Below are 25,923 nucleotides of genomic sequence, written 5' to 3' on the forward strand. Positions count from 1 at the left end.
CACAGGGAGATCCCCCATGAAAACGCTCCTCGGACGCCGGACCCGCCTCCTGGCTGCCACCACCGCCACCGCCGGGCTGGTCCTCGTCGTGGCCGGCTGCTCCTCGTCCAGCGGGGGGAACGGCGGCGCCACCGTGAAGGGGGTCCACGTCGTCAAGGCCGGTCAGCTGACCACCTGCACCCACCTGCCGTACCCGCCGTTCCAGTCGGAGATCAACGGCAAGGTGCAGGGCTTCGACGTCTCCCTCATCGACCTCGTCGCCAAGAACCTCGGCGTCAAGCAGCAGATCGTCGACACACCGTTCGAGAACTTCAAGACCGGCGCCTTCCTCAACTCCGGCAAGTGCGACCTGGCCGCCGCCGGCATGACCATCACCGCCGAGCGCAAGAAGAACGTCGACTTCTCCGACCCGTACTTCGAGGCCACCCAGGCCGTCCTGGTCGACAAGAGCAGCGGTGTCAACTCCCTCGCGGACGTCAAGGCCAAGGGCAAGAAGCTCGGTGCCCAGGCGCAGACCACCGGCGAGGACTACGTCAAGAGCAAGGGCTACGACCCGATCTCCTTCGAGTCCTCCGACGCGGTCCTCAACGGCCTGCGCACCGGCCAGGTCCAGGCCGTCGTCATCGACTACCCGGTCGTCCAGGGCTGGCTGAAGGACAAGGCCACCGCGGACAAGTTCAAGGTCGTCGACAACCTCAAGACCGGCGAGCAGTACGGCTTCACGGTCAAGAAGGGCAACACGGCGCTGCGCGAGGCCATCGACAAGGCCCTCAAGGACGCCAAGGCCGACGGCACCTACAAGAAGCTCTACGAGCAGTGGATCGGCCCGTACCACGCCTCCGTGGCCTCTCCCGCCGCCTCATGACCGACACGGACGTACGACTCCAGCCGAAGAAAAAGGGGCTGACGCGGCGTCAGAAGCGGCGTCTGTCCCGGGGCGCACAGTACGTCGTGTTCGTCGCCGCCGTGGTCGCCTTCGCGGTCACGGCGGACTGGGGACGGCTGCAGAACCAGTTCGCCCAGGCCGGCATCGCCCGGCAGATGTTCCCGGACGTCATCACGCTGGCGCTGAGGAACACCGTGCTCTACACGCTGTCCGGCTTTGTCGTCGGACTCGTGCTCGGCATGGTCATCGCGCTGATGCGGCTGTCCTCCGTGGGCCCGTACCGCTGGCTGGCGGGCATCTACATCGAGATCTTCCGGGGCCTGCCCGCGCTGCTGATCTTCATCTTCGTCGGCGTGGCCGTCCCGCTGGCCTTCCCCGGCACGGAGATCCCCGGCGGCACCTACGGCCAGGTCGCGATCGCGCTCGGCCTGGTCTCGGCCGCGTACATGGCGGAGACCATCCGCGCCGGCATCCAGGCCGTGCCCAAGGGGCAGACGGAGGCGGCCCGTTCGCTCGGCTTCTCACCGGCCAAGGCCATGATCTCCGTCATCGTCCCGCAGGCCTTCCGGATCATCCTGCCGCCGCTCACCAACGAACTCGTCCTGCTGTTCAAGGACTCCTCGCTGGTGCTGTTCCTCGGCGTCACCCTGGAGCAGCGGGAGCTGTCCAAGTTCGGGCGCGACCTCGCCAGCACGACCGCCAACTCCACACCGATCCTGGTCGCGGGCCTGTGCTACCTGCTGATCACCATCCCGCTCAGCTATGTCGTCAGGCGTATGGAGTCCAAGGCCCAGGAGGCGATCCGGTGAGCCGCCCCGAGATTCAGGTACGGGACCTGCACAAGTCCTTCGGCGACAACCACGTCCTGCGCGGCATCGACCTGGAGATCCACCAGGGCGAGGTCGTCTGCGTCATCGGCCCCTCGGGCTCGGGCAAGTCCACGCTGCTGCGCTGTGTGAACCTGCTGGAGGAGCCCACCCAGGGCCAGGTCTTCGTCGGCGGCACCGAGCTGACGGACCCCGACGTCGACATCGACGCCGTACGCCGCCGCATCGGCATGGTCTTCCAGCAGTTCAACCTCTTCCCGCACCTGAGCGTCACCGAGAACCTCACGCTCCCGCAGCGCAGGGTCCTCAAGCGGGACAAGGCGCAGGCAGCGAGGATCGCCGCCGAGAACCTCGCCCGGGTCGGCCTGGCCGAGAAGGCTGAGGCGTATCCCTCCTCCCTCTCCGGCGGCCAGCAGCAGCGCGTGGCCATCGCCCGGGCGCTGGCGATGGGCCCGGAGGTCATGCTCTTCGACGAGCCGACCTCGGCGCTCGACCCCGAGCTGGTCGGCGACGTCCTCGCGGTGATGCGCAGGCTCGCCGAGGAGGGCATGACGATGATGGTCGTCACCCATGAGATGACCTTCGCCCGCGAGGTCGCCGACCGGGTCGTCTTCATGGACGGCGGCGTGATCGTCGAGGACGGCGGCCCCGAGCAGGTCATCGGCGATCCACAGCACGAGCGCACCCGTCACTTCCTCTCCCGCCTGCTCGACCCGGCGATGGCCGAGGTCGAGGAGGAGACCTCCGACCAGGTGGGGAAGGGCCGGCCGTAGGCCGTTAGGGTGCGGTGCATGAGCGATGGCGCGGTGCTGCACGTGAAGGGCCGGGTTCTGGCCGGGCCGGACGACGTCCGTGACGAGCTGTGGGTGGTCGGAGGCCGGGTCTCCTACGACCGCCCCGCCGGGGCACGGGACATCCGTACCGTCGAGGGCTGGGTGCTGCCCGGCCTGGTCGACGCCCACTGCCACGTGGGCCTCGGCGCGGACGGCCCGGTCGACGCGGACACCGCCGAGAAGCAGGCGCTCACCGACCGCGAGGCGGGCGCCCTGCTGCTCCGGGACGCCGGCTCGCCCTCCGACACCCGCTGGGTCGACGACCGCGAGGACCTGCCGAAGATCATCCGGGCCGGCCGGCACATCGCCCGTACCCGCCGCTACATCCGCAACTACGCCTGGGAGGTCGAACCGGACGACCTGGTCGGGTACGTCGCCCAGGAGGCCCGGCGCGGCGACGGCTGGGTCAAGCTGGTCGGCGACTGGATCGACCGCGACCTCGGCGACCTCTCCCCGTGCTGGCCGCGCGAGGCGGTTCAGGCCGCCATCACCGAGGCCCACCGGCTCGGCGCCCGCGTCACCGCGCACTGCTTCGCCGAAAGCTCCCTGCGGGACCTGGTCGAGGCGGGCATCGACTGCATCGAGCACGCGACCGGCCTGACCGACGACCTGATCCCCCTCTTCGCCGAGCGCGGCGTCGCGATCGTCCCGACCCTCGTCAACATCGCCACCTTCCCGCAGCTCGCGGCCGGCGGCGACACCCGGTTCCCGCGCTGGTCGGCGCACATGCGCCGGCTGCACGAGCGCCGCTACGACACCGTGCGCGGCGCCTACGACGCCGGTATCCCGGTGTACGTCGGCACGGACGCCGGCGGCTCGCTGGCCCACGGACTGGTCGCGGCCGAGGTGGCGGAGCTGGTCACCGCCGGCATCCCGGCCGTGGACGCCGTGTCGGCGACGAGCTGGGGCGCCCGCGCCTGGCTCGGCCGCCCCGGTCTGGAGGAGGGCGCACCGGCCGACCTGGTGGTGTACGAGGGCGATCCGCGCGCGGACGTACGGGTGCTGGCGGCGCCGCGCCGCGTGGTGCTGAACGGGCGGATCGTGCAGTAGGGGAACGCCTGTGCCCGGTGATTCGAAGAGGTGTCCGGGGTATCCACGTTCGGGTGAAGCAGCGCGAGAACGCTGACCGTTCACCCGCAGGGCGTACAAGGTTGACGGGTCCCAAGCACGATTCCTCTGGGGGTCCCACCGCCTTGAACAGCAACAACATCCGCATGTCCGCACGCCGTCTCGCGACTGTCGCCACGGTCACCGCCCTGGCCGCCGGTCCCGCGGTCCTGGGCGCGGGCGCCGCGCACGCGACCACCGGCCACGGTCGCGCCTCCGCCGTCGTCCTGCGCACCGGGCTCGACGTGTCCCTGCTGAACAAGACCGTCGACGTCCCGCTCGCGGTCTCCCTCAACGAGGTCCGGGCACCGCGGAGCGCCGACAGGACCGCGCTGTCCGCCCGCCTCGACGGTGTGGCCGGCGGCAAACCGTTCACGGTCCTCGGCGCCGACGTCGCCTCGGCGAAGGCCACCGCGACCGCGCAGCGCGCCGAGGGTTCGGTCCGGCTCGTCGACGCCCGGCTGCACGTCCCCGGCCTGCCCCTGCTGTCCCTGATCGAGCTCGGCACGGTCACCGCCAAGGCGACCTGCGAGACCGGCCGGGCACCGGCCGCCTCGGCGAACGTCCTCGGCGGCGTCACCGTCCTCGGCAAGCGCCTCACGCTCACCGCCGGCGGCCCGACCGAGGTGAAGGTGCCCGGCGTCGGCGAGGTCCGCCTCGACCTCGCCCAGCGGCGCACCACCACCCGCACCGCCGCCGCCACCGCCCTCGAACTCAAGGTCTCCGTCAACCCCTTGAAGCTCAACGTGGCCGACGTCGAGGGCACGGTCACGCTCGCCGAGGCGACCTGCGAGACCCCGCCGGCCGGGCATCCGGTGCCGGGCCACGACCCGGCCGCCGACGTCACGCCCCAGGGAGCCCGGACCGACCTCGCGGAAACCGGCGGCAGTTCCACGACCCCGTACATCGGGGGCGGCGCGCTGGCGCTGGTCCTGGTCGGCGGGGGAGCGGTGGTGGTGGCCCGGCGCCGCAAGAGCTGAGGGCCGGCCGGCCTCCGTCCGGGGCCGGTGGGGGAGGGGCGGGGCCCCGGTCACGGCAGGGCGGCCGACAGCGCCTCCAGGAATCCGTTCACCGTGGCCCGGTCCCGCACGGCAACCCGTACCCACTCCGCACCGAGCCCCGGAAACGTGTCGCCCCGCCGCACGGCATGACCACGCTCACGCAACCGGTGTCGTACCACGGCAGCCCCCTCCATGCCCACCAGCACGAACGGCCCCTCCGCAGGCCCCACCACCCGCACGCCCCGCGAAGCGAACCCGGCCAGCCCCGCCACCAGATGGGCCCGGTCCGCCGCGATGCGATGCGCCGCGTGCCCCGCCTCCGCCAGCGCCCGCGGTGTCACACACGCCTCGGCCGCGGCAAGCGCGGGAGTCGACACCGGCCACAGCGGTTGAGCCCGCCCCAGTTCGGCGACGATCTCCGAAGGAGCCAGCACGTACCCGATCCGCAGCCCGGCCAGCCCCCAGGTCTTGGTCAGGCTCCGCAGCACCACGAGACCCGGCACATCCGTCCGCCCGGCCAGCGCCTCCCGCTCACCCGGCACCGCGTCCATGAACGCCTCGTCGACCACCAACACCCGCCCGGGACGGGCCAGTCGGGCGATCATCCCGGCCGGATGCAGCACAGACGTGGGGTTGGTCGGGTTCCCGATCACGACCAGGTCGGCCTCCTCCGGCACCGCCGCCGGATCCAGCCGGAACCCGTCCGCCTCCCGCAGCAGCACCCGCTCCACGGTGTGCCCCGCGTCCCTGAGCGCCGCCTCCGGCTCGGTGAACTGCGGATGCACCACGACCGGGCGCCGTACCTTCAGCGCCCGCGCCAGCAGCACGAACGCCTCCGCCGCGCCCGCCGTCAGCAGCACCCGTTCCACCGGCAGCCCGTGCCGGGCCGCCACCGCCGCCCGCGCGGCCCGCCCGTCCGGATAGGCCGCGAGGGACGACAGCGAGGCGGCGATCTCCTCCCGCAGCCACGGCGGGGGCGTGTCCGCGCGGACGTTGACGGCGAGGTCGACCAACGCGGCCCCGTCGTCCCGCACTTCGGCGTCCCCGTGATGCCGCAGATCGTGCCCGGACCCGCCGGTGCCGTCAGTGCGCATGGCTGTGCGAGTGCCCGCCGTGATGGTGGTGCCCATGGCCGTGCCCGTGGTGGTGGTCGTCGTCGTCCGGGTGGAAGTGCGGCTGCTGCGGGAGCCCCACCTTGTCCTCGAAGCCCGGCAGCGCGATCCGGTACACGCACGAGTCGCAGTTCATCCGCAGATCACCCTTGACGGCCTCCTCGTACCGCTCCATCACCAGGTCCAGCAGCTCCGGCTCGGGCCCGATGACGTCCGCCGAGCGCACGTCGGCCCCGGGGTGCCCGGCCGCCCACTCCTCGGTCTGCTGCCGCACCCGGTCCGGCAGGATCCCGGTGAACAGGAAGTACGGCAGGACGACGATCCGCCGGGCCCCCAGCTTCGTACACCGGTCCAGGCCGCTCGGCACGTCCGGCGCCGCCAGCGACACGAACGCCGTCTCCACCCCGGCGTACCCGCGGCCCTCCCACAGCAGCCGCGCCGCCTTGAACACCTCGGCATTGGCGTCCGGGTCGGTCGACCCGCGCCCGACCAGCAGCACGGTCACCTCCGCGCGGTCCGTGTCGCCCAGTACCTCGTCCAGCCGCCGCTCCAGCACGTCCAGCAGCGCCGGATGCGGGCCCAGCGGGCGGCCGTAGGTGTACGAGATACCCGGGTGCCGTTCCTTCTCGCGGGCCAGCGCGGCCGGGATGTCGCCCTTGGCGTGCCCGGCCGACACCAGCATCAGCGGCACGGCGGCGAACCGGCGTACGCCCCGCTCGACCAGCTCGGTGACGGCCTCGCCGAGCGGCGGCGGGGACAGCTCGATGAAGCCGCCCGCGACGGGCAGCTCGGGGTGGCGGCGCCCCAGCTCGCGGACGAAGTCACGGAACGCCTCGGCTCCGGCGTCGTCACGGGTGCCGTGTCCGGCGATCAGCAGGGCGGGCGGGGTGGTCACGAGGTCTCCTCAGACGAAACGGGGTGGTACAGCAGGGCGTTGAGCGCGGCGGCGGCGACCGCCGAACCGCCCTTCTCGGACACGTTGCTCACGGCGGGCAGCCCGCTCTCGCGCAACGCGGCCTTGGACTCGGCCGCGCCGACGAAGCCGACGGGAAGGCCGATGACGAGTGCGGGGGAGGCATCCAGGGTGAGCAGCTCCTCCAGGGCGGTCGGCGCACAGCCGATCACCCACAGGGCCCCGGGTCCGACCTCCTCGTACGCCAGCCGGATCGCATGGGCCGAACGCGTCAGCCCGGGTCCGGACGTGGCGTCCTTGAGCCGGCACACGGTCTCCCGCCGGGTGATGCCGGCCGCGACCATCTCCACGTCCACGACAACCGGCGCCCCGGCGTGCAGCGCCGCATGCGCCGTGACCAGATCGTGCTCGGCCATGACGAGGTCGGTCGCGTACTCCAGGTCGGCGGCGGAGTGGATGACCCGCTCCACCACCGCCCGGGTCAGCGGCGGGACGTGCGAGGTGTCCAGTCGGGCGCGCAGCCGCCGGAAGGACTCCTGCTCGATCGGATGGACCACACGGGTCGCAGGGTTCACCGGGCGCCCTCCTGCCAGCGGTAGCCGCGCGGGGTCACCATGCGGCCCGCGACGGTGCGGGTCGCGGTGTTGCCCACGGTGACGACCGTCATCATGTCGACCGTCGCCGGGTCCAGCCCGGCGAGCGTGGTCACCCGGCTCGACTCGTCCGGCCGCGAGGCGTTCCGTACAACGCCCACCGGTGTCGTCGGCTCCCGGTGCCCGGCCAGGATCGCGAGCGCCTTGGGCAGCTGCCAGTCGCGGCCCCGGGAACGCGGGTTGTAGAAGGTCACGACGAGGTCCGCCTCGGCCGCCGCCCGCACCCGCCGTTCGATGACCTCCCACGGTGTGTGCAGGTCGGACAGGCTGATGGAGACGTGGTCGTGGCCCAGCGGCGCGCCCAGGACCGCCCCGGCGGCCAGCGCGGCCGTCACCCCGGGCACCCCGACCACGTCGATGTCGTCCGACGCCTCGGCGAGCGCCGGGGAGGCCATGGCGTACACGCCCGCGTCCCCGCTGCCGATCAGCGCCACCGCATGCCCCCTGCGGGCCTCCGCGACCGCCGTACGGGCCCGCTCCTCCTCGGCGCCGAGCCCCGACTCCAGCACCCGGGTGCCCGGCCGCAGCAGGTCGCGGATCTGGTCCACGTACTGGTCCAGCCCGACCAGCACCGAGGCCCGGCGCAGCTCGGCCGCCGCGCGCGGGGTGAGCAGGTCCCGGGCGCCCGGCCCGAGCCCGACCACCGCGAGCCGCCCGCGTGCCGGGCGCCGTACGACCGCGCAGGTCGCCATCGCGGGCTGCGCCGTCGACTTCCGCTTGGGCACGAGGAGTTCGCCCCCGCGCAGCAGAGCCGCCGCCTCCGCCACCGACGGCGTGCCGACGGCCGCGAGCGGCGCGTCCGACGGGTTGGGCACCTCGACCGCCGCCAGTTCCTCGGCGGAGTACGTCACCAGGGGCACCCCCAGCCGTTCGGCGGCGGCCAGGAGACCCGGCTCCTCCGACTTGGCGTCCACGGTGGCGAGTTCGGCCAGGGACTTCGGCGTGAGCCCCGCCTCCCGCAGCGCGTCCCCGACCAGCCCGAGGACCTCGTCCACCGGCGCGCCCTTGGACGCGCCGACCCCGACCACCAGGGACGGCGGACGCAACAGCACCTCACGCTCGCCCGGTGCGACATCACGGTCGGTGAGCCGCACCGTGTACGAGCCCTGCGCCGAGACCGGCAGCGGCGGCAGCGGCCATGGCACCTCCGCCTCCAGGGCGACCGGTTCACCGTCCAGCAGGGCGCGGGAGACCAGGGCGACCGAGCCCTCGTACGGCAGCCCGAGCGTGTCCAGGCCCGCCAGCCCCACGGAGTCCGTCGCGGTCGTCACCACCGGCTCCGCTCCCAGCAACGCGCCGACCGCGCGGGCGAGTTCGTTGGCGCCGCCGCCGTGCCCGCCGACCAGCGACACCGCGAACCGGCCGCCCTCGTCCACGCACACCACACCCGGGTCGGCCGTCTTGTCGCCGAGCAGCGGCGCGAGCAGTCGTACCGTCGCGCCCGTCGCCAGGAAGCACACCAGCTGCTCGCACTCCGCGAACGCGACCCGTACCGCCTCCCCGACGGGACCCTCGTACACGCGCGTACGGTCCGGCCAGGCCGCGGCCAGCCGGTCCCGCGCCACCGCCCCCGCCGCGGTGGCGGAAATCAGGCCGATCACTGGACAACTCCCTCACTCGATACCGGGGTTCTCTCGCCCCAGAGCAGAAACACAGGATTGGTCGCCGCGAGCCGGGTCACGTCCCCGGGCAGCGGCGCCAGCCGCGAGGACTGCAGCAGCACCCCGTCGCAGGTGAACCCGGCGGCCGTGAGCGCCTCACGGGCGGCCGGTACGCGGTCCAGCGCGGCCATGGCCACGACCACGGTCCGCCGGGCCCGCCGCGCGCACGCGCCGACGACGGCGGGCAGTTCCCGGCCGCCACCGCCGACGAACACCGCGTCGGGATCGTCGAGCGCGTCCAGGCACTCGGGGGCCGAGCCGTGCACCACGTCCACGTCGACCCCATGGGCGTGCGCGTTGGCGCGGACCCGCTCCACCCCGTCCGCCGCCTTCTCCACGGCGACGACGGCCGCGCCGAGCCGCGCGCACTCCACCGCCACCGAGCCCGAGCCGGCGCCCACGTCCCACACCAGGTCGCCCAGCCGCGGCCCCAGCCGGGCCAGCGCCAGCGCCCGTACCTCGAACTTGGTGATCATCGAGTCGCGGTGGGCGAACTCACCCTCCTCCAGCGCCCATCGGCCGGGTCCGGCCGGCGCCCCGGCGACCGTACGCACTCCGCCGAGGGTGCGTGTCTCGTCGAGGCACAGCACCACGCTGACGTCCGAGCCCCAGTCCCGGGCGGCGGCCTCGGCGGGCGTGACCCGCTCGACGCGCTCCTCCGCGGAGCCGAGGGCGGAGGCGACCACGAGGACGCGCCCGCGGGACACGTACGCCGACGCGCTCCCGGGCGCGTCGGACACCGATGCGGACGCGATCGCCGGTTCGGCGGGCTCTACGGTGGGCGTGGTCCCCGACTCGACGGGCTCGGTGGTGGGCGTGGCTCCCGGTTCGGCGGACTCCGGTGCGGACGCGATCGCCGACTCGGCGGGCTGAGTGACGGGTGCGGCTCCCGGTTCGGCGGGGTCTGTGGTGGGGGTGGTCGCCGACTCGACGGGCTCTGCGGCGGGCGTGGCTCCCGGTTCGGCGGGCTCCGGTGCGGACGCGATCGCCGGTTCGGCGGGCTGAGTGACGGGTGCGGCTCCGGGTTCGGCGCGCTCTACGGTGGGTGCGGCTCCGGGTTCGGCGGGCCCTGTGGTGGGCGTGGTCGCCGGTTCGGGGGGCGGGCTCGCCGGCAACCGCGGGTCGTGCAGCAGTGCCGCCCCCAGTTCCGCCGGCCCCGCGCCCGGTCCCGTCAGCACCGCCACCTTCGGCCGCGCGCGGCACACGTTGACCGCCGTACGAAGATCCCGGCCGTGCGCGCTGACGACCACGGCGTCGTCCCACGGCAGTCCCACCCGCGCGAACGCGGCGGCGACGGACGAGACGCCGGGCCGCACATCCAGCCGCCGCGACCCGAACCGCTCGGCCAGCACCCGCACGATCCCGAAGAACCCCGGGTCACCGGAGGCCAGGACGACGACCCGGCCCTCCTTCTCCAGATGCCGCCCGATGACGTCCAGCGCCGGCGCCAGCGGCCCCAGCACGACCCGATCGGCGCCGTCGGGCAGCCGTACCGAGTCCAGGTGCCGGCGCCCGCCGACCACCAGCGCGGCGCCCGCGAGGACGCCCTCGGCGACCGGCGCGCCCGTCCCCGTGCCGACGACCGTGATCAACTCTTCGCCCTCTGCTCGCGCAGGGCCCGCCGGGCCTCCGGGTCGGCCTTGCGGTATCCGTGGAAGTGCCCGGGGTGGTACAGGTGCGAGCGGGTGCCGTGCGCGTCCAGCGCCGGGCCGACCAGGAAGAGCGTGTGCTTCCAGAGCTTGTGCTCCTTGACCGTCTCCTCCAGCGTGCCGATCGTGCACTTCACGATCAGCTCCTCGGGCCAGGTCGCCTGGTAGGCGACGACCACCGGTGTGTCCGTCGGATAGCCGCCCTCCAGCAGCTCGCGCACCAGCTGCCCGCTGCGCGCCGCCGACAGGAAGACCGCCATGGTGGTGCCGTGCCGGGCGAACTCGCGCACCTCCTCGCCGGGCGGCATCGGCGTCTTGCCGCCGCCCAGCCGGGTGAGGACGACGGACTGCGCGACCTCGGGGATGGTCAGCTCACGCTGCGCGAGTGCGGCGACGGCGGAGAAGGAGGAGACGCCCGGGACGACCTCCGTTGCGATGCCGATCTCCGCGCACCGGTCCAGCTGCTCCTGCGTGCCGCCCCACAGCGCCGGGTCGCCGGAGTGGATCCGGGCCACCTTCAGGCCCTCGGCACGGGCGCGCCGGTAGACGGCGACGACGTCCTCCAGGGACATGGCCGCCGAGTCGAGGACCTGCGCATCCTCGCGCGCGTGCGCCAGGACCTCCGCCTGGACCAGGCTCGCCGCCCAGATCACCACGTCCGCCTCCGCGATCGCGCGCGCGGCACGGAACGTCAGCAGATCGGCGGCGCCGGGGCCGGCACCGACGAACGTCACCTTGCCGGTGGGGGCATCGGCCATGGGAGGGGTCCTCTCGTACGGGGTCACGAATGAAAAGCGGGGGAAATATCAGGTTCTGCGACGATGTGGGCGTGGCCGGATGTGCGCGAAGGCGCCTTCATCGGATAGCAAGGGCCTATGGCGGTCTTCGTCGCGCTCGGCGCGTTCCTGATGACGCTGGCCGGCGGCTGGACGGCACAGCGCGTGACCGACCGTCGGCACCTGGTCCTGGGACTGGCCGGCGGTCTGATGCTGGGCGTGGTCGGCCTGGACCTGCTGCCGGAGGCGCTGCACGCGGCCCACCGCGAGGTCTTCGGCGTACCCGCCGCCCTGCTGCTGTTCGTGACCGGCTTCCTGCTGGCCCACCTGGTGGAGCGCACGCTGGCCGCCCGGCAGGCCGCGCACGGCGGCGCCGAGGGGCACGACCACCGGGCGCCCGAGGTGGGCCTGGTGGCGGCCGGCGCCATGGTGGGGCACAGCGCCATGGACGGCGTGGCGATCGGCGCGGCCTTCCAGGTGGGCGGCGGCATGGGCGCGGCCGTCGCGCTCGCCGTGATCGCGCACGACTTCGCGGACGGCTTCAACACCTTCACCATCACGAGCCTGTACGGCAACGCCCGCCGCCGCGCGATCGCCATGCTGGTCGCCGACGCGTGCGCACCCCTGCTCGGCGCGGTGTCGACCGTCTTCTTCCACATCCCCGAGCCGGTGCTCGGCGGCTATCTCGGCCTCTTCGGCGGCGTACTGCTCTACCTCGCCGCCGCCGAGATCCTCCCCGAGGCCCACCACCAGCACCCGGCCCGCTCCACCCTGCTGTGCACGGTGGCGGGCGCGGCCTTCATCTGGCTGGTGGTCGGCCTCTCCGGCGGCTGAGCCGACCGGCCGCCCCGGCCGCCTCACAGCTTCCCGCCCCGCCCGCCGTCCCGCCGCGGAGGCGCGATCAGCGTCGACAGATACGGCAACGGCGTCCCGTCCAGCTCACCGGCCGGCCGTACCGACTCCTCCGGCAGCCCCAGCGCCGAACCCCACACGGCGTCCTGGAGCCGCCCGTTCTCCCGCAGCGCCTCGGCGACCTCGGCGGCCTGCCGCCCGAACTTGTACGCCACGACGGTCCCGGGTCCGGCCAGCGCCTCCTTGAGCGCGGCGGACCCGGCGGTGACCGGCACGAGGGTCAGCGGCTCGGTGCCCTCGGTCAGCACCGCACCGGACCGTGCCGCCAGATCCTGCATGGCGGTGATCCCGGGCACGGTCTCCACGACCACGTCCGGCACCAGCCCGACGATGGTCTGCGCGAGATACGTGAACGTGGAGTACACGTTCGGATCGCCGATGGTGGCGAAGGCGACGGAGCCCTGCGCTTCGAGGAGCTCGGCGACCCGCCCGCCCGCCGCGTCCCAGGCGGCCTCCCGGCGCGCCCGGTCGGTCCGCTCGTTCAGCGCGAACACCACCCGGACGACCTTCTCCGCGGGCACGTAGTGCAGCACGGTCGCCTCGGCCCGCCCCGGCTCCCCGGTGTCCATGACGGGGACGACGACGACATCGGCGGCCCGCAGCGCGTTGACCCCCTTGACGGTCACCAGCTCCGGGTCACCCGGACCGACCCCGACTCCGACCAGCCTGCTGCTCATGACGTCCGGCACCTCTCCACGAACCGACGGGCGACACCGGGCTCGGACGCCCAGTGCGTGTGCAGGTAACTCGCGTGCACGCCCTGCTCTACGAAACCTTCGACCCGCCGTACGGGCGCCCGCACGCCCCAGGCGGGAGCCGCACCGGCGCCGGGCTCGACGACCGTGCGATGGAACTCGTGCCCCCGCATCCGGGTCCCGGCGACGGCCAGCACACTGTCGCCGACGGCCACGGCGTCCCGGTAGCCGAGGGTGAGCCGTTCTGTCATGCGCGCGGTGGCAGGGAGCACCCCGCACATGGGCTGCCCGTCCAGCTCCCGGCAGAGGTAGAGCAGCCCGGCGCATTCGGCGGCGACGGGGGCACCGCTCAACGCCAGCTCGGCAACGGCCTTCCGCAGCGGCTCGTTGGCGGACAGCTCGGCCGCGTACACCTCGGGGAAACCGCCCCCGATCACCAACCCGGCCGTCTCTTCGGGCAGTTGCTCGTCTCGCAGGGGGTCGAAGGTGACGACTTCGGCACCGGCTGCGGTGAGCAGCTCGGTGTGTTCGGCATAGGAGAAGGTGAACGCCGACCCACCGGCAACAGCGACACGCGGCGCCCGCTTGTCAGCCGACCGAGTCGGGTGGTGGGCGGGCGGGGCGGGGGTCCACGGGGTGGAGCCCGCTGGGAGGGAACCTGCAGCACGGGCAAGTGCTTCGAGGGCGTCCAGATCACACCCCTGGGACACCAGCGCCGCCATGGCCCCGACGGAGCCGACCGCAGCGGAGCGGCGTTCGGCGGCCGGCACCAGCCCAAGGTGCCGAGACGGCGTGTCCACCTGCTGAGCCCGCCGCAAGGCGCCCAGCACCGGCACCCCCGCCGAGTCCAACGCCTCCCGCAGCAGCGACTCATGCCGGTCGGAGCCCACCTTGTTGAGGATCACGCCCCCGACCCGCACCTCCGGATCCCAGGAAGCGAACCCGTGCACCAGCGCCGCCACCGACCGCGACTGCGACGACGCGTCGACCACCAGCACCACCGGCGCCCGCAGCAGCTTGGCGACATGCGCGGTGGACGCGAGTTCCCCCTCGCCCGCCGCTCCGTCGTACAGCCCCATCACGCCCTCGACGACGGCGATGTCACACCCCCGTGCCCCGTGCAGGAACAGCGGAGCGACCAGTTCCGGCCCGCACAGGTACGCGTCCAGGTTGCGCCCCACCCGCCCGGTCGCGAGCGCGTGGTACCCGGGGTCGATGTAGTCCGGCCCGACCTTGTGCGGGGACACGGTGAGCCCCCGCGCGGCGAACGCGGCCATCAGTCCCGTGGCGACGGTGGTCTTGCCGCTGCCCGAGGAGGGCGCGGCGATGACCAGCCGAGGCACCGACGATGTCACCACTCGATGCCCTTCTGGCCCTTCTGCCCCACGTCCATGGGGTGCTTGACCTTGGACATGTCGGTCACGAGATCCGCGAACTCCACCAGCTTCCCGGGCGCGTTACGGCCCGTGATCACCACGTGCTGGCTGCCCGGCCGGTTCCGCAGCACCTCCACGACCTCGTCCGTGTCCACCCACCCCCAGTGCATCGGGTAGGCGAACTCGTCCAGCACGTACAGCCGGTACCGCTCGGCGGCCAGGTCCCGCTTGACCTGCTCCCAGCCCTCCCGGGCCTTCTCCTCGTTGGTCGCGTTGTCACCCTGGATGTCCCGCTGGACCCAGGACCAGCCCTCGCCCATCTTGTGCCAGTCCACGGTCCCGCCCTCGCCGGAGGCACCGAGCACGCGCAGCGCGTTCTCCTCGCCGACCTTCCACTTGGCCGACTTCACGAACTGGAAAACCCCGATGGGCCATCCCTGGTTCCAGGCACGCAGCGCGAGCCCGAACGCGGCGGTGGACTTGCCCTTGCCGACGCCCGTGTGCACGACGACCAGCGGACGGTTACGGCGCTGACGGGTCGTCAGCCCGTCGGCGGGTACGACACTCGGCTGTCCCTGCGGCATTACGCGGCCCTCCTCGACGTCCCCTGCACATCCCTGACCAGCCCGGCGATCGAGTCGGCCCGCAGCTCGTCCAGCGTGACGGCCGTACCGCCCAGCTCACCCGCGAGCTGCCCGGCGAGCCCCAGCCGCACCGGCCCCGACTCGCAGTCCACGACCACCGAGGCGACCCCGTCGGCCGCGAACAGCCGCGCCGCCCGCCCGGCGAGGGCGACCGGCTCCGGGCCGCCGGTGGCCCGCCCGTCGGTCACCACGACCACGAGCGCCCGCCGCGCCGGATCCCGCAGCCGCTCCACCCGCAGCACCTCATGGGCCTTGAGCAGGCCAGCGGCCAGCGGCGTACGGCCGCCCGTCGGCAGCGACTCCAGCCGGGCGGCGGCGGCATCCACGGACGAGGTCGGCGGCAGTGCCACGTCCGCACCGGAACCCCGGAAGGTCACCAGCCCGACCTTGTCCCGCCGCTGATAGGCGTCGAGGAGCAGCGACAGCACGGCACCCTTCACGGCGCTCATCCGCTGCCGGGCCGCCATCGACCCGGAGGCGTCCACCACGAACAGCACGAGGTTGCCCTCGCGGCCCTCCCGGGCCGCCTGCCGCAGATCGTCCCGGCGGATCACCAGCCCCGGCCCGGACCGGCCGCGCGCCCGCTGGTGCGGGGCCGCCGCCTGCACGGTCGCCGCCAGGTGCAGCTTGGTCAGCGCGCCCCGGGGCCGCCGGGCCCCGGTCGTCCGCCCGTGCTCGGTCCGCGCCCGCGACCGCCGCCCGGACGCACCCTCGCCGATCCCGGGCACGCTCAGCACCTTGGTCCGGAACGGCTCGGCGGCCCGTACGGCCGACTGCTCCCGCGCGCCGGACGCCTGCGGTTCCCCGCCCTCACCGGCCTCCGGTCGCGCGGCGGCGTCCCCGCCGCCCTCCGGTCCGGAATCGGGCTGCGGCTGACCGCCGCCCCCGCCGGGGCCGTCCGGATCGGGGTCGTCGTCGCCGCTCCCGTCGTCCCCGGCGAACTGCTCCAGCGTGTCGTCCAGCTTGTCCTCGTCCAGGCCCGGTGCGTCAAAGGGGTTACGGCGCCTGCGGTGCGGCAGCGCCAGCAGCGCCGCCTGCCGGACGTCCTCCGCGAGGACGTCCGTCCGCCCGGCCCACGCGGCCAGCGCCGTCGCCGTACGCGCCATCACGATGTCGGCGCGCATACCGTCCACCTCGAAGGCCGCGCAGGTCGCCGCGATCTGCCGCAGCGCTCCGTCGCCCAGCCGCACCTGCGGCAGCAACTCCCGTGCCGCGACGACCCGTTGCCGTACGGCGGCTTCCTCCTCGGCCCACCGCGCGGCGAAACCGGCCGGATCGTCGTCGTACGCCAGCCGGCGCCGCACCACCTCGACCCGCTGCTCCGGCTCCCGCGAGGCCGCGACCTCCACGGTCAGCCCGAACCGGTCCAGAAGCTGGGGCCGCAGCTCGCCCTCTTCGGGGTTCATGGTGCCCACGAGCAGGAACCGGGCCGCGTGCCGTACGGACACACCCTCGCGCTCCACGTACGACGCACCCATCGCAGCCGCGTCCAGCAGCAGGTCGACCAGGTGGTCGTGGAGCAGGTTGACCTCGTCGACGTACAGGATCCCGCGGTGAGCGTCGGCCAGCAGGCCCGGCTCGAACGCCTTCACGCCCTCCGCGAGGGCCCGCTCGATGTCGAGCGCCCCGACCAGCCGGTCCTCGGAGGCGCCGACGGGAAGCTCGACCATCCGGGCAGGACGGGCCGTACCGGCGCCGGGCTCGTGCGGGCCGTCCGGGCACGACGGATCCGGTGCCGCCGGATCACAGGAGAACCGGCACCCGGGGACGACGGCCACCTCCGGCAGCAGCGCCGACAGAGCACGCACGGCCGTCGACTTGGCCGTGCCCTTCTCGCCGCGCACCAGCACCCCGCCGACCGCCGGGGACACGGCGTTCAGCAGCAGCGCCAGCCGTAGGTCGTCCTGACCGACGACGGCCGTAAAGGGGAAGGGGGTTGTCACTGGTCGTCGCCCTCCAAGTCGCCTTCCAGTTCCAGGTAGGTGGCGCGCAGCCGCTCCAGCGTGTCCGCGTCCGGCTCCGCCCACAGGCCCCGGTCGGCCGCCTCCAGCAGCCGTTCGGTGATGCCGCGCAGCGCCCACGGGTTGGACTTCTTCATGAAGTCCCGGTTCTCCGGGTCGAAGACGTACTCCGCGCTGAGCTTCTCGTACATCCAGTCGTCGACCACGCCCGCCGTGGCGTCGTAGCCGAACAGATAGTCCACGGTCGCCGCCATCTCGAAGGCGCCCTTGTAGCCGTGCCGGCGCATGGCCGCCATCCAGCGCGGGTTCACCACCCGGGCCCGGAAGACGCGGTGCGTCTCCTCGCCCAGCGTGCGGGTCTTCACCTGGTCCGGTACGGCGCTGTCGCCCACGTACGCCTCGGGGTTGGCGCCGGTCAGATGCCGGACCATGGCGACCATGCCGCCGTGGTACTGGAAGTAGTCGTCGGCGTCGACCAGGTCGTGTTCGCGGGTGTCGACGTTCTTCGCCGCCACCGCGATCCGCCGGAACGCCGTCTCCATGTCCCCGCGCGCCGCCCGCCCGTCGAGCCCGCGCCCGTACGCGTACCCGCCCCAGACGGCGTACACCTCGGCCAGATCCGCGTCGCTGCGCCAGTTGCGGGCGTCGATCAGCGGGAGCAGACCGGCGCCGTAGGCCCCCGGCTTCGAGCCGAAGACTCGGGCCGTGGCGCGCCGCCGGTCGCCGTGCTCGGCGGTGTCCTCGTCGGCGTGCGCCTTCACATAGTTCTCCGAGGCGGGCTCGTCCAGCTCGGCCACGGCCCGTACGGCGTCGTCGATCAGGCCGACGACGTGCGGAAACGCATCCCGGAAGAAGCCGGAGATACGGACCGTGACATCGATGCGCGGCCGGCCCAGCTCCTCCGGAGGCACGATCGCGAAGCCCGTGACCCGGCGCGAGGCGTCGTCCCACACCGGGCGGCAGCCCAGCAGCGCCAGGATCTCGGCGATGTCGTCGCCCTGGGTGCGCATCGCGGACGTGCCCCAGACCGTGAGGCCGACGGACTTCGGGTACGCGCCCGTGTCCTGCAGGTACCTCTGCACCAGCGAGTCGGCCAGCGACTGGCCGACCTCCCAGCTCAGCCTGGACGGAATGGCCTTCGGGTCGACCGAGTAGAAGTTCCGGCCGGTCGGCAGGACGTTGACCAGGCCGCGGGTCGGGGAACCCGAGGGACCCGCCGGGACGTAACCGCCGTCCAGTGCCCGCAGGATGTGCCCGATCTCGTCCGTGGTCTTCGCCAGCCGCGGTACGACCTCGTCGCACGCGAACTCCAGCACGGCCATGCCGTCCGGGAGTTCGGTGCCGAGCACGCCCCGCAGAACGGCCGGGACGACCGTACGGTCCCACGCCCGTGCCTCCATGCCCTCCGCGATCCGGCGGCACAGCTGCTCCAGCAGGTCGATCGCGTCGGACGCGGTGCGTGCCGGACCTTCCACGCGGTCCGTCAGCTCCACCGGCACCTTCACCGGCGCACCGGGCTCGGCCAGCAGCTCCTTCTCGTCGAGCCCGAAATGAGCCGCGAGGGACGACCGCAGGCCTGGCAGCGCGTTGGCCTGGCCGCCCCACACCTGGGACGCCCGCAGCACGGCGAGCACCAGGTTCACACGTGGCTCGCCGAACGGGCCGCCGCCCAGGATGTGCAGACCGTCGCGGATCTGCACGTCCTTGATCTCGCACAGATAGCCGTCGATGTGCATGACGAACTCGTCGAACTCGTCGTCGTCCGGCTGCTCGTTCACATGCAGGTCGTGGTGCAGCTCGGCCGCCTTGACCAGCGTCCAGATCTGGGCTCGTACGGCCGGGGCCTTCGCCGGGTCCAGGTCGGAGACGAGCGCGTACTCGTCCAGCAGCTGCTCCAGCTTGGCCAGGTCGCCGTAGGTGTCGGCGCGGGCCATCGGCGGCACCAGGTGGTCGACCACCGTGGCGTGCCCGCGCCGCTTGGCCTGGGTGCCCTCGCCGGGGTCGTTGACGATGAACGGGTAGATCAGCGGCAGGTCGCCGAGTACCGCGTCCGGAGCGCAGCCCGCGCTGAGGCCGAGCCCCTTGCCCGGCAGCCACTCCATCGTGCCGTGCTTGCCCATGTGCACGATCGCGTCGGCGCCGAAGCTGTTCTCCAGCCAGCGGTAGGCGGCCATGTAGTGGTGCGAGGGCGGCATGTCGGGGTCGTGGTAGATCGCGATCGGGTTCTCGCCGAAGCCGCGCGGCGGCTGGATCATCACGACGACGTTGCCGAACTGGAGCGACGCCAGCACGATGTCGTCGCCGTCGACGTAGAGGCTGCCCGGCGGCTCGCCCCACGCCTCCGTCATCGCGTCCCGCAGCTCCGGGTCCAGCTTCTCGAACCAGGCCCGGTAGTCGGCCAGCGGCACGCGCGCGGGGGCCGCCGCCAGCTGTTCCTCCGTGAGCCACTCCACGTCATGGCCGCCGGCCGCGATCAGCCGGTGGATCAGCTCGTCGCCGTCGGAGGGGTACTCGGTGAGGGCGTACCCGGCGTCCCGGAGCGCGTCCAGCACCCGCACCGCCGACGCCGGTGTGTCCAGTCCGACCGCGTTGCCGACCCGGGAGTGCTTGGTCGGGTACGCCGTGAAGACCAGCGCGACCTTCTTCTCGGCGTTCGGCTTGTGCTTCAACCGGGCGTGGCGCAGGGCGATCCCGGCCACCCGCGCGGCCCGTTCCGGGTCGGCGAGGTACACCGGGACCTCGTCCGGGCCCTGCTCCTTGAAGGAGAACGGCACGGTGATCAGCCGTCCGTCGAACTCCGGGATCGCGACCTGCATCGCGGCGTCCATGGGGGACAGGGCGGCGTCGGACTCCTCCCACGCGGCCCGCGAGGAGGTGAGGCACAGGCCCTGCAGCACCGGGATGTTCAGATCCGCGAGGGCGCCGATGTCCCAGGACTCCTCGTCGCCGCCCGCCGACGCCTGCGAGGCGTGGGTGCCGCCGGCCGCGAGCACCGTGGCGACCAGTACGTCGGCCTTCGCCAGCAGTTCGTACAGTCCGGCGTCGGCGCCGCGCAGCGAACCGCAGTAGACGGGCAGGGCGCTGGCCCCCTTCGCCTCGATCGCCTCGCACAGGGTGTCGACGAAGGCGGTGTTGCCGCTCAGTTCGTGCGCCCGGTAGAAGAGCACGCCCACGGTCGGCCGGCCGTCGCGGACCTGGTACGAGCCGTGGACGCCGTACTCCGGCATCTTCCGCGGCTCCTCGAAGCCCTCACCGGTCAGCAGCACGGTGTCCGACAGGAACCGGGACAGTTCCAGCAGGTTCGCGGGGCCGCCCTCGACCAGGTACTTCAGCGCCTCCGCCACCACACCGGCCGGCACCGACGACTCGGCCATCAGCTCGGCGTCGGGCACGGCCTCGCCGCCCAGCAGCACGGTAGGGATCCCGGCCGCCTTCAGCGCGGCGAGCCCCTCCTCCCAGGCGCGCTTGCCGCCCAGCAGCCGCACGACGGCCAGGTCGGCGCCGTCGAGCAGATGCGGCAGCTCCTCACGGACGTCCACCCGGGTCGGGTTGCCGATCCGGTAGTCCGCGCCGGAGGCCCGGGCCGCCAGCAGATCCGTGTCGGCGGTCGACAACAACAACACTGTGCTCATGCGGGCGCTCCCGGTGGAATGAAAGGCAGTCCTTGTGGCGCGCCCGACTCGATGAGCCGCCAGAGCGCGTCCGTGTCCGCGTGCTGTTCGATCAGGTCGCCGAGCCGGTCGAGCTGCTCCTCGCGCAGCGCGGCGAAGGAGGTGCCGGGCGCCGGCACGAAGCGGCGGCCCGCGGCGGCGGCCACCTCGCGCAGGAAGGCCCGCCGGAAACCGTCCGACTCCAGCGAGCCGTGCCAGTGCGTACCCCAGGTGTGGCCGACCCGGCAGCCGTCGAGGCCGTGTCCTCTGCCGTCGGAGATGAACGCCTCGCCGCCGAGGACGTCGGCGACGCCGTGGTGGATCTCGTACCCCTCGACCCGCTCGCCGAGGGCCTCTCCGGCCGGGCGGGTCAGGGTCTTCTCGCGGGCGAACCGCACCCGCACCGGCAGCACGCCGAGCCCGTCGACCGCGCCGGCCCGCGACTCGACCTCGTCCTCGATGTGCTCGCCGAGGATCTGGAAGCCACCGCAGACACCGAGGACCGGGCGCCCTTCGGCGGCCCGCCGGACCAGCGCGTCCGCGAGCCCCCGTTCCCGCAGCCACTGGAGCGCCCGTACGGTCCCGCGCGTGCCCGGAACGACGACCAGGTCGGCGTCCGCCAGCTCCTCCGGACGGTCCACGAACCGCACCACGACCCCGGGTTCGGCGGCCAGCGCGTCCACGTCGGTGAAGTTGGACATCAGCGGGATCGCGCACACGGCGACCCGCAGCACGTCCTCGCCCACGGGCGGGGTCACGGTGGACTCGCGGACTGTGCCGCGCAGCGACACCCGCAGTCCGTCCTCCTCGTCGATGCCGAGCCCGTGCCGGAACGGGAGCACGCCGTACGTGCGCCGCCCGGTGAGGCCCTGGAGCATCTCCAGCCCGGGTTCCAGCAGGCTGACATCCCCCCGGAACTTGTTCACCAGGAATCCGGCGACCAGCTCCTGGTCCTCGGGCGACAGCAGGGCGACGGTGCCGAAGAAGGACGCGAAGACGCCGCCGCGGTCGATGTCGCCCACCACCAGCACAGGAAGCCGCGCACCCCGCGCGATCCCCATGTTCACGATGTCGGTCCGGCGCAGATTGATCTCGGCCGGGCTGCCCGCACCCTCACAGATCACCGCGTCATACGTGCCCCGCAACTCGGCCAGACAGTCCAGCACGGTGCCGAGGAGCTTCTGCTGACGCCCCCCGTGGTACCCGCGCGCGCTCAGCTCGCCCACCGGCTTGCCCAGCAGCACCACCTGGCTGCTCTGCTCGCCGCCCGGCTTGAGCAGCACCGGGTTCATCAGCGCGGTCGGCTCGATCCGGCACGCCTGGGCCTGCATGGCCTGGGCCCGCCCGATCTCCGCGCCCTGACGGGTCACGAAGGAGTTGAGCGACATGTTCTGCGCCTTGAACGGCGCGACCTTCACGCCCTGACGCACCAGCCACCGGCAGATCCCGGCCGTCACGACGCTCTTGCCGGCGTCGGAGGTGGTGCCGGCGACGAGGAGTCCCCCGTTCACTTCCCACGTCCCTTCAGACCCTTGGCGAGACCTTTGGCGAGGTGGCGCACGGCGACCGTGGTGCCGAGCGCGAGCAGGCCGACGCGGCCGGAGAGCCGTACGGCCCGGTCGATGTCGGTGACCCGGACCGCCCGTCCGGTGTCCCCGTTCAGCACGGGCCGGTGCTCGACCCGGCCGCCGTAGGAGAGCGTGCCGCCCAGGCGTACGCCGAGGGCTCCGGCGAAGGAGGCCTCGACGGGCCCGGCGTTGGGGCTCGGGTGCCTGCGGGCGTCGGCCTGCCAGGCGCGCAGGGCACCGCGGGGGTCGGGGCCGGCCGCGGCGGCGAGTACGGCGGTCAGCCGGGCTCCCGGCCAGCCGGCCAGGTCGTCGAGCCGGGCGGAAGCCCAGCCGTAGCGCCGGTAGCGGGAGGACTTGTGACCGACCATCGCGTCCAGGGTGTTGACCGCCCGGAACCCGAGCAGGCCCGGAACCCCGGCCACGGCCCCCCACACCAGTGCCCCCACGACGGCGTCGGAGGTGTTCTCGGCGACCGACTCGACCACCGCCCGGGCGATCCCGTCGGCGTCCAGTGCCTGCGGGTCCCGGCCGCACAGATGCGGCAGCCGCGCCCGCGCCGCCTCGACGTCTCCGCGTTCCAGGGCGCGCCCGATCGTGCGGGCCTCGCGGGCGAGCGACGTGCCGCCGACGACCGCCCAGGTGGCGGCGGCGGTCAGGGCGAGGGAGGCGGCCGGAGAGGGGCGTACGGCGCGTGCGGCCACCGCGCCGAGTGCGGCGGCGCCTCCGGCGCACACAGCGGTGTGCAGGGCGCCCCAGCCGCGGTGGTCGTGCCACAACGCGCGGTCCACGGCAGCGGCCGCCCGTCCGAACGCGGCGACCGGATGCCCGTGGCGCGGATCGCCGAGGAGCAGGTCACCGAGAAGGCCGGCGGCGGCGCCGTACGCGTACGTGCGATCGGCACCCATCGGCTCAGCCGGCCGTGGGTACAGGAGCGGGCCTGGTTCGGGTCCTGGTCCTTCGGCAGCCGAGCATGGCGATCCGTGTCCTCACTCAGGGTGTCCGCGCCCTGGTTCGACGAGATTCGGCGGTGAGAGTTCCTGGCTTCCGGGGTTCTTCCCCGGTCACAGTGGCGGGACCGCGCCGGATTCGCACCGGCTTCCTCTCTTGCCGCCGTTCATGGCCTGGGCAGTCCACCACGCACCCGGAACGGCCGTCAACTTGCCGTTGACCTGCGGGGGGAGAGTGTGCCGATCCCCACACCGCGGGGCGTGCGGGCATGGGAAAGGCTCCCCTTCCGCGTGACGGGGGAGGGGAGCCTTCAGAGGGTGTGGTCAGTGCTTGGCCACGATCAGGTAGATGCCGTACGCCACCGCCGCCGCGCACGCGGCGAAGCAGACGTAGGCACCGGTGACGGCGAGGCCGGCGGAGCCGCCCTGGGCCGTGGCCTTCTCGCGCCGGGCCAGGCCGTTGATGCCGAGGGTGAAAAGGGCCACCAGGCCCACCGCGAAGGCGAGGCTGACGCCGAAGACGGAGCCGATGGCCGCCCAGTCGATCTTCATGATGCTTCCTTCGTAACCGGGGTGGCCGGATCAGACGGTGGCGGCCGGCGGGGCGGCCGGGGTCACGGGCTCGGCGGCCGCCGGGGAGGCGATCGTGGCCGTCAGGTTCTCGGTGATCGTGCCCGCGGGGGGCGGTGTCACCGCGGCGATGGCGGTGGTCACCACGCCGGCCGGCTCCTCGGTGCCGACGACGACGTTGGAGTGGTCGACGACCTCACGGCGCGAGATCTTCCAGATCGCGGCGCTCGAGGCGACCAGGAAGACGGCGACCGCGGCGGTGCCCCAGTCACCGAGGTCCGTGACGGACTCGGCGCCCGCGCCGACCAGCGCGGCGGCCGGGAGGGTGAGCACCCAGGCGATGGCCATCCGGGTCGCGGTGGACCAGCGGACCACCCCGCCCTTGCGGCCGAGGCCCGCGCCCATCACCGAACCGGAGACGACGTGCGTGGTGGACAGGGAGAAGCCCAGGTGGGCCGAGGCCAGGATGGCGGTCGCGGCACTGGTCTGGGCGGCGAAGCCCTGGCGCGGCTCCAGTTCGGTCAGGCCCGTGCCCATGGTGCGGATGATGCGCCAGCCGCCGATGTAGGTGCCGAGCGCGATGGCCAGGCCGGCGGAGAGGATGACCCAGGTGGGAGGGTTGGAGCCCGGGGCGATGACGCCGCCCGCGATCAGCGCGAGGGTGATGATGCCCATCGTCTTCTGGGCGTCGTTGGTGCCGTGGGCGAGGGAGACCAGGCCCGCGGAGGCGATCTGGCCGGCGCGGTAGCCCTTGCGGGTGGCCTCGCCCTCGGCCTTGCCGCCGATGCCGTAGGAGAAGCGGGTGGCCAGCATCGAGGCGATGCCCGCCACGACCGGTGCGGCGACCGCCGGCAGCAGCACCTTGGTGACCAGCACGCCGCCGTGCACGGCACCGGAGCCGGCGGAGGCGACGGTGGCGCCGATCAGACCGCCCATCAGGGCGTGCGAGGAACTGGACGGCAGGCCCACCAGCCAGGTCAGCAGATTCCAGAGGATCGCGCCGACCAGGGCGGCGAAGATGACCTCGGGACGGATGCCGGTCTCGTCGACGAGACCCTTGGAGATCGTGTTCGCGACCTCCACGGAGAGGAAGGCGCCGACCAGATTGAGGGCGGCGGACATGGTTACCGCGATCTTCGGCTTCAGGGCGCCTGTGGAGATGGTGGTGGCCATCGCGTTCGCGGTGTCGTGGAAACCGTTCGTGAAATCGAACGCGAGTGCGGTTACCACCACAATCGCGAGGATCAGCGAGAAGCTTTCCATTTACCCAGGCAATCGTTCGAGGTCATTGGCTGGACGAACGTAGGCAACCTGGGTGAACGGAAGATGAACTGAGGCGGGCGCAGCGGTGTCCGTAGAGAGGGAGTGGTGTTCCGTTCGGCCCCCGCGGCCCAGGTGTCCCATGGCTACCGGCCCCGCGCGAGGGTGCGCAGCCGGCTCGTGGACCCGTTGAAGAGATTCTGGTCACCCGGCAGCCGGCCCTTGGTGCCGTACTGCCAGATCGTCCAGTACTGCCATCCGCCCGGCAGCTTCCCCGGCCGCGAGGTGCCGTGACGGGCGATCCACAGAGGGTTGCCGGTGAACGCGCGGCTGTTGCCGGTGCACAGCTTCCACCACTGGGTCGTCGTGTAGATCACCGGGCGGCGCCCGGTCTTCCGCTTGACCTCGTTGCTGAAGGACCGGATCCAGCGGACCATCCGCTTCTTGCCCATCCCGTAGCACTTGTGCTTCTTGTTGTACGGGTTGTACTCGATGTCGAGCGCGGGCGGCAGCGTCCAGCCGTCCGCCCGCCAGCCGCCGCCGTGCCGCACGAAGTACGCGGCCTGCTTGGCGCCGGAGGACTTGTCCGGCCGGGCGAAGTGGTAGGCGCCCCGGACCAGGCCGGCCTTGCGTGCGCCGTTGTACTGCTGGGAGAAGTAGGGATTGCGGTAGTTCGTGGACTCGGTCGCCTTGACGTAGACGAACCGCGCGCCCTTGGACCGGGCGGCCGGCCAGTCGACGCGCTTCTGGTGCGACGAGACGTCGTGTCCGCGAGGCTTGGCCGCGGCCGGAGCGCCGGGTCCGGCCGCCGCGGGCGCGGTGCCCACGAGGGCGAGTGCCGCCGTGGCCGCCACGAGGACCCCGGCGCGGCGACGGAGGCGAGTGCGTTCACGGGCCATGTGTCTCCCCGGGTCGGCGGACG

General features: G+C 73.1%; 22 protein-coding genes and 1 riboswitch. Of the genes, 6 read left to right on the top strand and 16 right to left on the bottom strand.

Annotation, left to right across the window (positions count from 1 at the left end; genetic code table 11):
• The first annotated feature begins 16 nt into the window (after positions 1–16).
• The 5 genes from ABZ624_RS25360 (at position 17) to ABZ624_RS25380 (ending at position 4,633) form a co-directional block, all read left to right on the top strand.
• On the top strand, positions 17–865 hold the full coding sequence (locus ABZ624_RS25360; RefSeq protein WP_360093210.1) for a transporter substrate-binding domain-containing protein: 849 nt from the start codon (positions 17–19) through the stop codon (positions 863–865).
• Positions 862–1,695 carry an amino acid ABC transporter permease gene (locus ABZ624_RS25365; RefSeq protein ID WP_360093213.1) on the top strand — a complete coding sequence of 278 codons (834 nt, stop codon included), beginning with the start codon at positions 862–864 and terminating at the stop codon, positions 1,693–1,695. Before ABZ624_RS25360 ends, ABZ624_RS25365 begins: the two co-directional genes overlap by 4 nt.
• Positions 1,692–2,486, top strand: a complete 795-nt coding sequence (locus ABZ624_RS25370; RefSeq protein ID WP_360093216.1) for an amino acid ABC transporter ATP-binding protein — start codon at positions 1,692–1,694, stop codon at positions 2,484–2,486. The genes ABZ624_RS25365 and ABZ624_RS25370 overlap by 4 nt, the downstream gene beginning before the upstream one ends.
• Before the next feature lie 18 nt (positions 2,487–2,504).
• A complete protein-coding gene (locus ABZ624_RS25375) occupies positions 2,505–3,596 on the top strand; it encodes an amidohydrolase family protein (protein ID WP_360093219.1) in 1,092 nt (363 codons plus the stop codon).
• A 143-nt stretch (positions 3,597–3,739) separates the two neighbouring features.
• Entirely contained in the window at positions 3,740–4,633 is an 894-nt protein-coding gene (locus tag ABZ624_RS25380; protein ID WP_360093222.1) for an SCO1860 family LAETG-anchored protein, read from the top strand.
• A 50-nt stretch (positions 4,634–4,683) separates the two neighbouring features.
• On the opposite strand, the gene cobC is transcribed toward ABZ624_RS25380, so the two are convergent.
• The 6 genes from cobC to cobM are packed head-to-tail and all read right to left on the bottom strand — an operon-like array spanning position 4,684 to position 11,400.
• Positions 4,684–5,748, bottom strand: coding sequence for an Rv2231c family pyridoxal phosphate-dependent protein CobC (gene cobC / locus ABZ624_RS25385; RefSeq protein WP_360093225.1), 1,065 nt, complete (start codon positions 5,746–5,748; stop codon positions 4,684–4,686).
• On the bottom strand, positions 5,738–6,661 hold the full coding sequence (locus tag ABZ624_RS25390; protein ID WP_360093228.1) for a sirohydrochlorin chelatase: 924 nt from the start codon (positions 6,659–6,661) through the stop codon (positions 5,738–5,740). Before ABZ624_RS25390 ends, cobC begins: the two co-directional genes overlap by 11 nt.
• Positions 6,658–7,254, bottom strand: a complete 597-nt coding sequence (locus tag ABZ624_RS25395) for a precorrin-8X methylmutase (protein ID WP_360093231.1) — start codon at positions 7,252–7,254, stop codon at positions 6,658–6,660. The genes ABZ624_RS25390 and ABZ624_RS25395 overlap by 4 nt, the downstream gene beginning before the upstream one ends.
• A complete protein-coding gene (gene cobJ / locus ABZ624_RS25400) occupies positions 7,251–8,933 on the bottom strand; it encodes a precorrin-3B C(17)-methyltransferase (RefSeq protein WP_360093234.1) in 1,683 nt (560 codons plus the stop codon). The genes ABZ624_RS25395 and cobJ overlap by 4 nt, the downstream gene beginning before the upstream one ends.
• Positions 8,930–10,585, bottom strand: a complete 1,656-nt coding sequence (gene cbiE, locus ABZ624_RS25405; protein ID WP_360093237.1) for a precorrin-6y C5,15-methyltransferase (decarboxylating) subunit CbiE — start codon at positions 10,583–10,585, stop codon at positions 8,930–8,932. Before cbiE ends, cobJ begins: the two co-directional genes overlap by 4 nt.
• Positions 10,582–11,400: a precorrin-4 C(11)-methyltransferase gene (cobM, locus tag ABZ624_RS25410; RefSeq protein WP_360093240.1), complete on the bottom strand. Its 819-nt coding sequence runs from the start codon at positions 11,398–11,400 to the stop codon at positions 10,582–10,584. Before cobM ends, cbiE begins: the two co-directional genes overlap by 4 nt.
• Positions 11,401–11,517: 117 nt before the next feature.
• Here cobM and ABZ624_RS25415 point away from each other — a divergent pair, with 117 nt between their 5' ends.
• Positions 11,518–12,252 carry a ZIP family metal transporter gene (locus tag ABZ624_RS25415; protein ID WP_360093243.1) on the top strand — a complete coding sequence of 245 codons (735 nt, stop codon included), beginning with the start codon at positions 11,518–11,520 and terminating at the stop codon, positions 12,250–12,252.
• Between the two features lie 23 nt (positions 12,253–12,275).
• Here ABZ624_RS25415 and cobI read toward each other — a convergent pair whose 3' ends face one another.
• The 10 genes from cobI to ABZ624_RS25465 form a co-directional block, all read right to left on the bottom strand.
• Positions 12,276–13,007, bottom strand: coding sequence for a precorrin-2 C(20)-methyltransferase (cobI, locus tag ABZ624_RS25420; RefSeq protein ID WP_360093246.1), 732 nt, complete (start codon positions 13,005–13,007; stop codon positions 12,276–12,278).
• The gene (locus tag ABZ624_RS25425) at positions 13,004–14,380 is read right to left on the bottom strand and encodes a cobyrinate a,c-diamide synthase (RefSeq protein WP_360093249.1); all 1,377 of its coding nucleotides are present in this window, start codon (positions 14,378–14,380) and stop codon (positions 13,004–13,006) included. Before ABZ624_RS25425 ends, cobI begins: the two co-directional genes overlap by 4 nt.
• A complete protein-coding gene (gene cobO, locus ABZ624_RS25430) occupies positions 14,377–14,985 on the bottom strand; it encodes a cob(I)yrinic acid a,c-diamide adenosyltransferase (RefSeq protein WP_360093252.1) in 609 nt (202 codons plus the stop codon). The genes ABZ624_RS25425 and cobO overlap by 4 nt, the downstream gene beginning before the upstream one ends.
• Positions 14,985–16,988: a putative cobaltochelatase gene (locus tag ABZ624_RS25435; protein ID WP_360093255.1), complete on the bottom strand. Its 2,004-nt coding sequence runs from the start codon at positions 16,986–16,988 to the stop codon at positions 14,985–14,987. The genes cobO and ABZ624_RS25435 overlap by 1 nt, the downstream gene beginning before the upstream one ends.
• The gene (gene cobN, locus ABZ624_RS25440) at positions 16,985–20,638 is read right to left on the bottom strand and encodes a cobaltochelatase subunit CobN (RefSeq protein WP_360093258.1); all 3,654 of its coding nucleotides are present in this window, start codon (positions 20,636–20,638) and stop codon (positions 16,985–16,987) included. Before cobN ends, ABZ624_RS25435 begins: the two co-directional genes overlap by 4 nt.
• A complete protein-coding gene (locus ABZ624_RS25445) occupies positions 20,635–22,167 on the bottom strand; it encodes a cobyric acid synthase (protein WP_360093261.1) in 1,533 nt (510 codons plus the stop codon). Before ABZ624_RS25445 ends, cobN begins: the two co-directional genes overlap by 4 nt.
• Positions 22,164–23,129, bottom strand: a complete 966-nt coding sequence (locus ABZ624_RS25450; protein WP_360093264.1) for a cobalamin biosynthesis protein — start codon at positions 23,127–23,129, stop codon at positions 22,164–22,166. Before ABZ624_RS25450 ends, ABZ624_RS25445 begins: the two co-directional genes overlap by 4 nt.
• Positions 23,130–23,232: 103 nt before the next feature.
• Positions 23,233–23,374: riboswitch (cobalamin riboswitch) on the bottom strand.
• A gap of 121 nt (positions 23,375–23,495) precedes the next feature.
• Positions 23,496–23,723 carry a hypothetical protein gene (locus tag ABZ624_RS25455; protein ID WP_360093267.1) on the bottom strand — a complete coding sequence of 76 codons (228 nt, stop codon included), beginning with the start codon at positions 23,721–23,723 and terminating at the stop codon, positions 23,496–23,498.
• A gap of 30 nt (positions 23,724–23,753) precedes the next feature.
• Entirely contained in the window at positions 23,754–25,004 is a 1,251-nt protein-coding gene (locus ABZ624_RS25460; RefSeq protein WP_360093270.1) for an inorganic phosphate transporter, read from the bottom strand.
• Between the two features lie 143 nt (positions 25,005–25,147).
• Complete coding sequence (locus tag ABZ624_RS25465) at positions 25,148–25,900, bottom strand: lysozyme (protein WP_360093273.1); 753 nt, start codon at positions 25,898–25,900, stop codon at positions 25,148–25,150.
• Positions 25,901–25,923 lie beyond the last annotated feature (23 nt).

This window comes from Streptomyces sp. NPDC007205 (genome assembly GCF_040634095.1).
Taxonomy (GTDB): domain Bacteria; phylum Actinomycetota; class Actinomycetes; order Streptomycetales; family Streptomycetaceae; genus Streptomyces.

What these genes read in the sequence shown, in the direction of transcription:
- cobI (WP_360093246.1), bottom strand. Translation starts at nt 13,007, where the DNA reads ATGAGCAGCAGGCTGGTCGGAGTCGGGGTCGGTCCGGGTGACCCGGAG.
- ABZ624_RS25365 (WP_360093213.1), top strand. Translation starts at nt 862, where the DNA reads ATGACCGACACGGACGTACGACTCCAGCCGAAGAAAAAGGGGCTGACG.
- ABZ624_RS25465 (WP_360093273.1), bottom strand. Translation starts at nt 25,900, where the DNA reads ATGGCCCGTGAACGCACTCGCCTCCGTCGCCGCGCCGGGGTCCTCGTG.
- ABZ624_RS25450 (WP_360093264.1), bottom strand. Translation starts at nt 23,129, where the DNA reads ATGGGTGCCGATCGCACGTACGCGTACGGCGCCGCCGCCGGCCTTCTC.
- ABZ624_RS25455 (WP_360093267.1), bottom strand. Translation starts at nt 23,723, where the DNA reads ATGAAGATCGACTGGGCGGCCATCGGCTCCGTCTTCGGCGTCAGCCTC.
- cobM (WP_360093240.1), bottom strand. Translation starts at nt 11,400, where the DNA reads ATGGCCGATGCCCCCACCGGCAAGGTGACGTTCGTCGGTGCCGGCCCC.
- ABZ624_RS25375 (WP_360093219.1), top strand. Translation starts at nt 2,505, where the DNA reads ATGAGCGATGGCGCGGTGCTGCACGTGAAGGGCCGGGTTCTGGCCGGG.
- cobC (WP_360093225.1), bottom strand. Translation starts at nt 5,748, where the DNA reads ATGCGCACTGACGGCACCGGCGGGTCCGGGCACGATCTGCGGCATCAC.
- ABZ624_RS25415 (WP_360093243.1), top strand. Translation starts at nt 11,518, where the DNA reads ATGGCGGTCTTCGTCGCGCTCGGCGCGTTCCTGATGACGCTGGCCGGC.
- ABZ624_RS25460 (WP_360093270.1), bottom strand. Translation starts at nt 25,004, where the DNA reads ATGGAAAGCTTCTCGCTGATCCTCGCGATTGTGGTGGTAACCGCACTC.
- cobN (WP_360093258.1), bottom strand. Translation starts at nt 20,638, where the DNA reads ATGAGCACAGTGTTGTTGTTGTCGACCGCCGACACGGATCTGCTGGCG.
- cobO (WP_360093252.1), bottom strand. Translation starts at nt 14,985, where the DNA reads ATGCCGCAGGGACAGCCGAGTGTCGTACCCGCCGACGGGCTGACGACC.
- ABZ624_RS25360 (WP_360093210.1), top strand. Translation starts at nt 17, where the DNA reads ATGAAAACGCTCCTCGGACGCCGGACCCGCCTCCTGGCTGCCACCACC.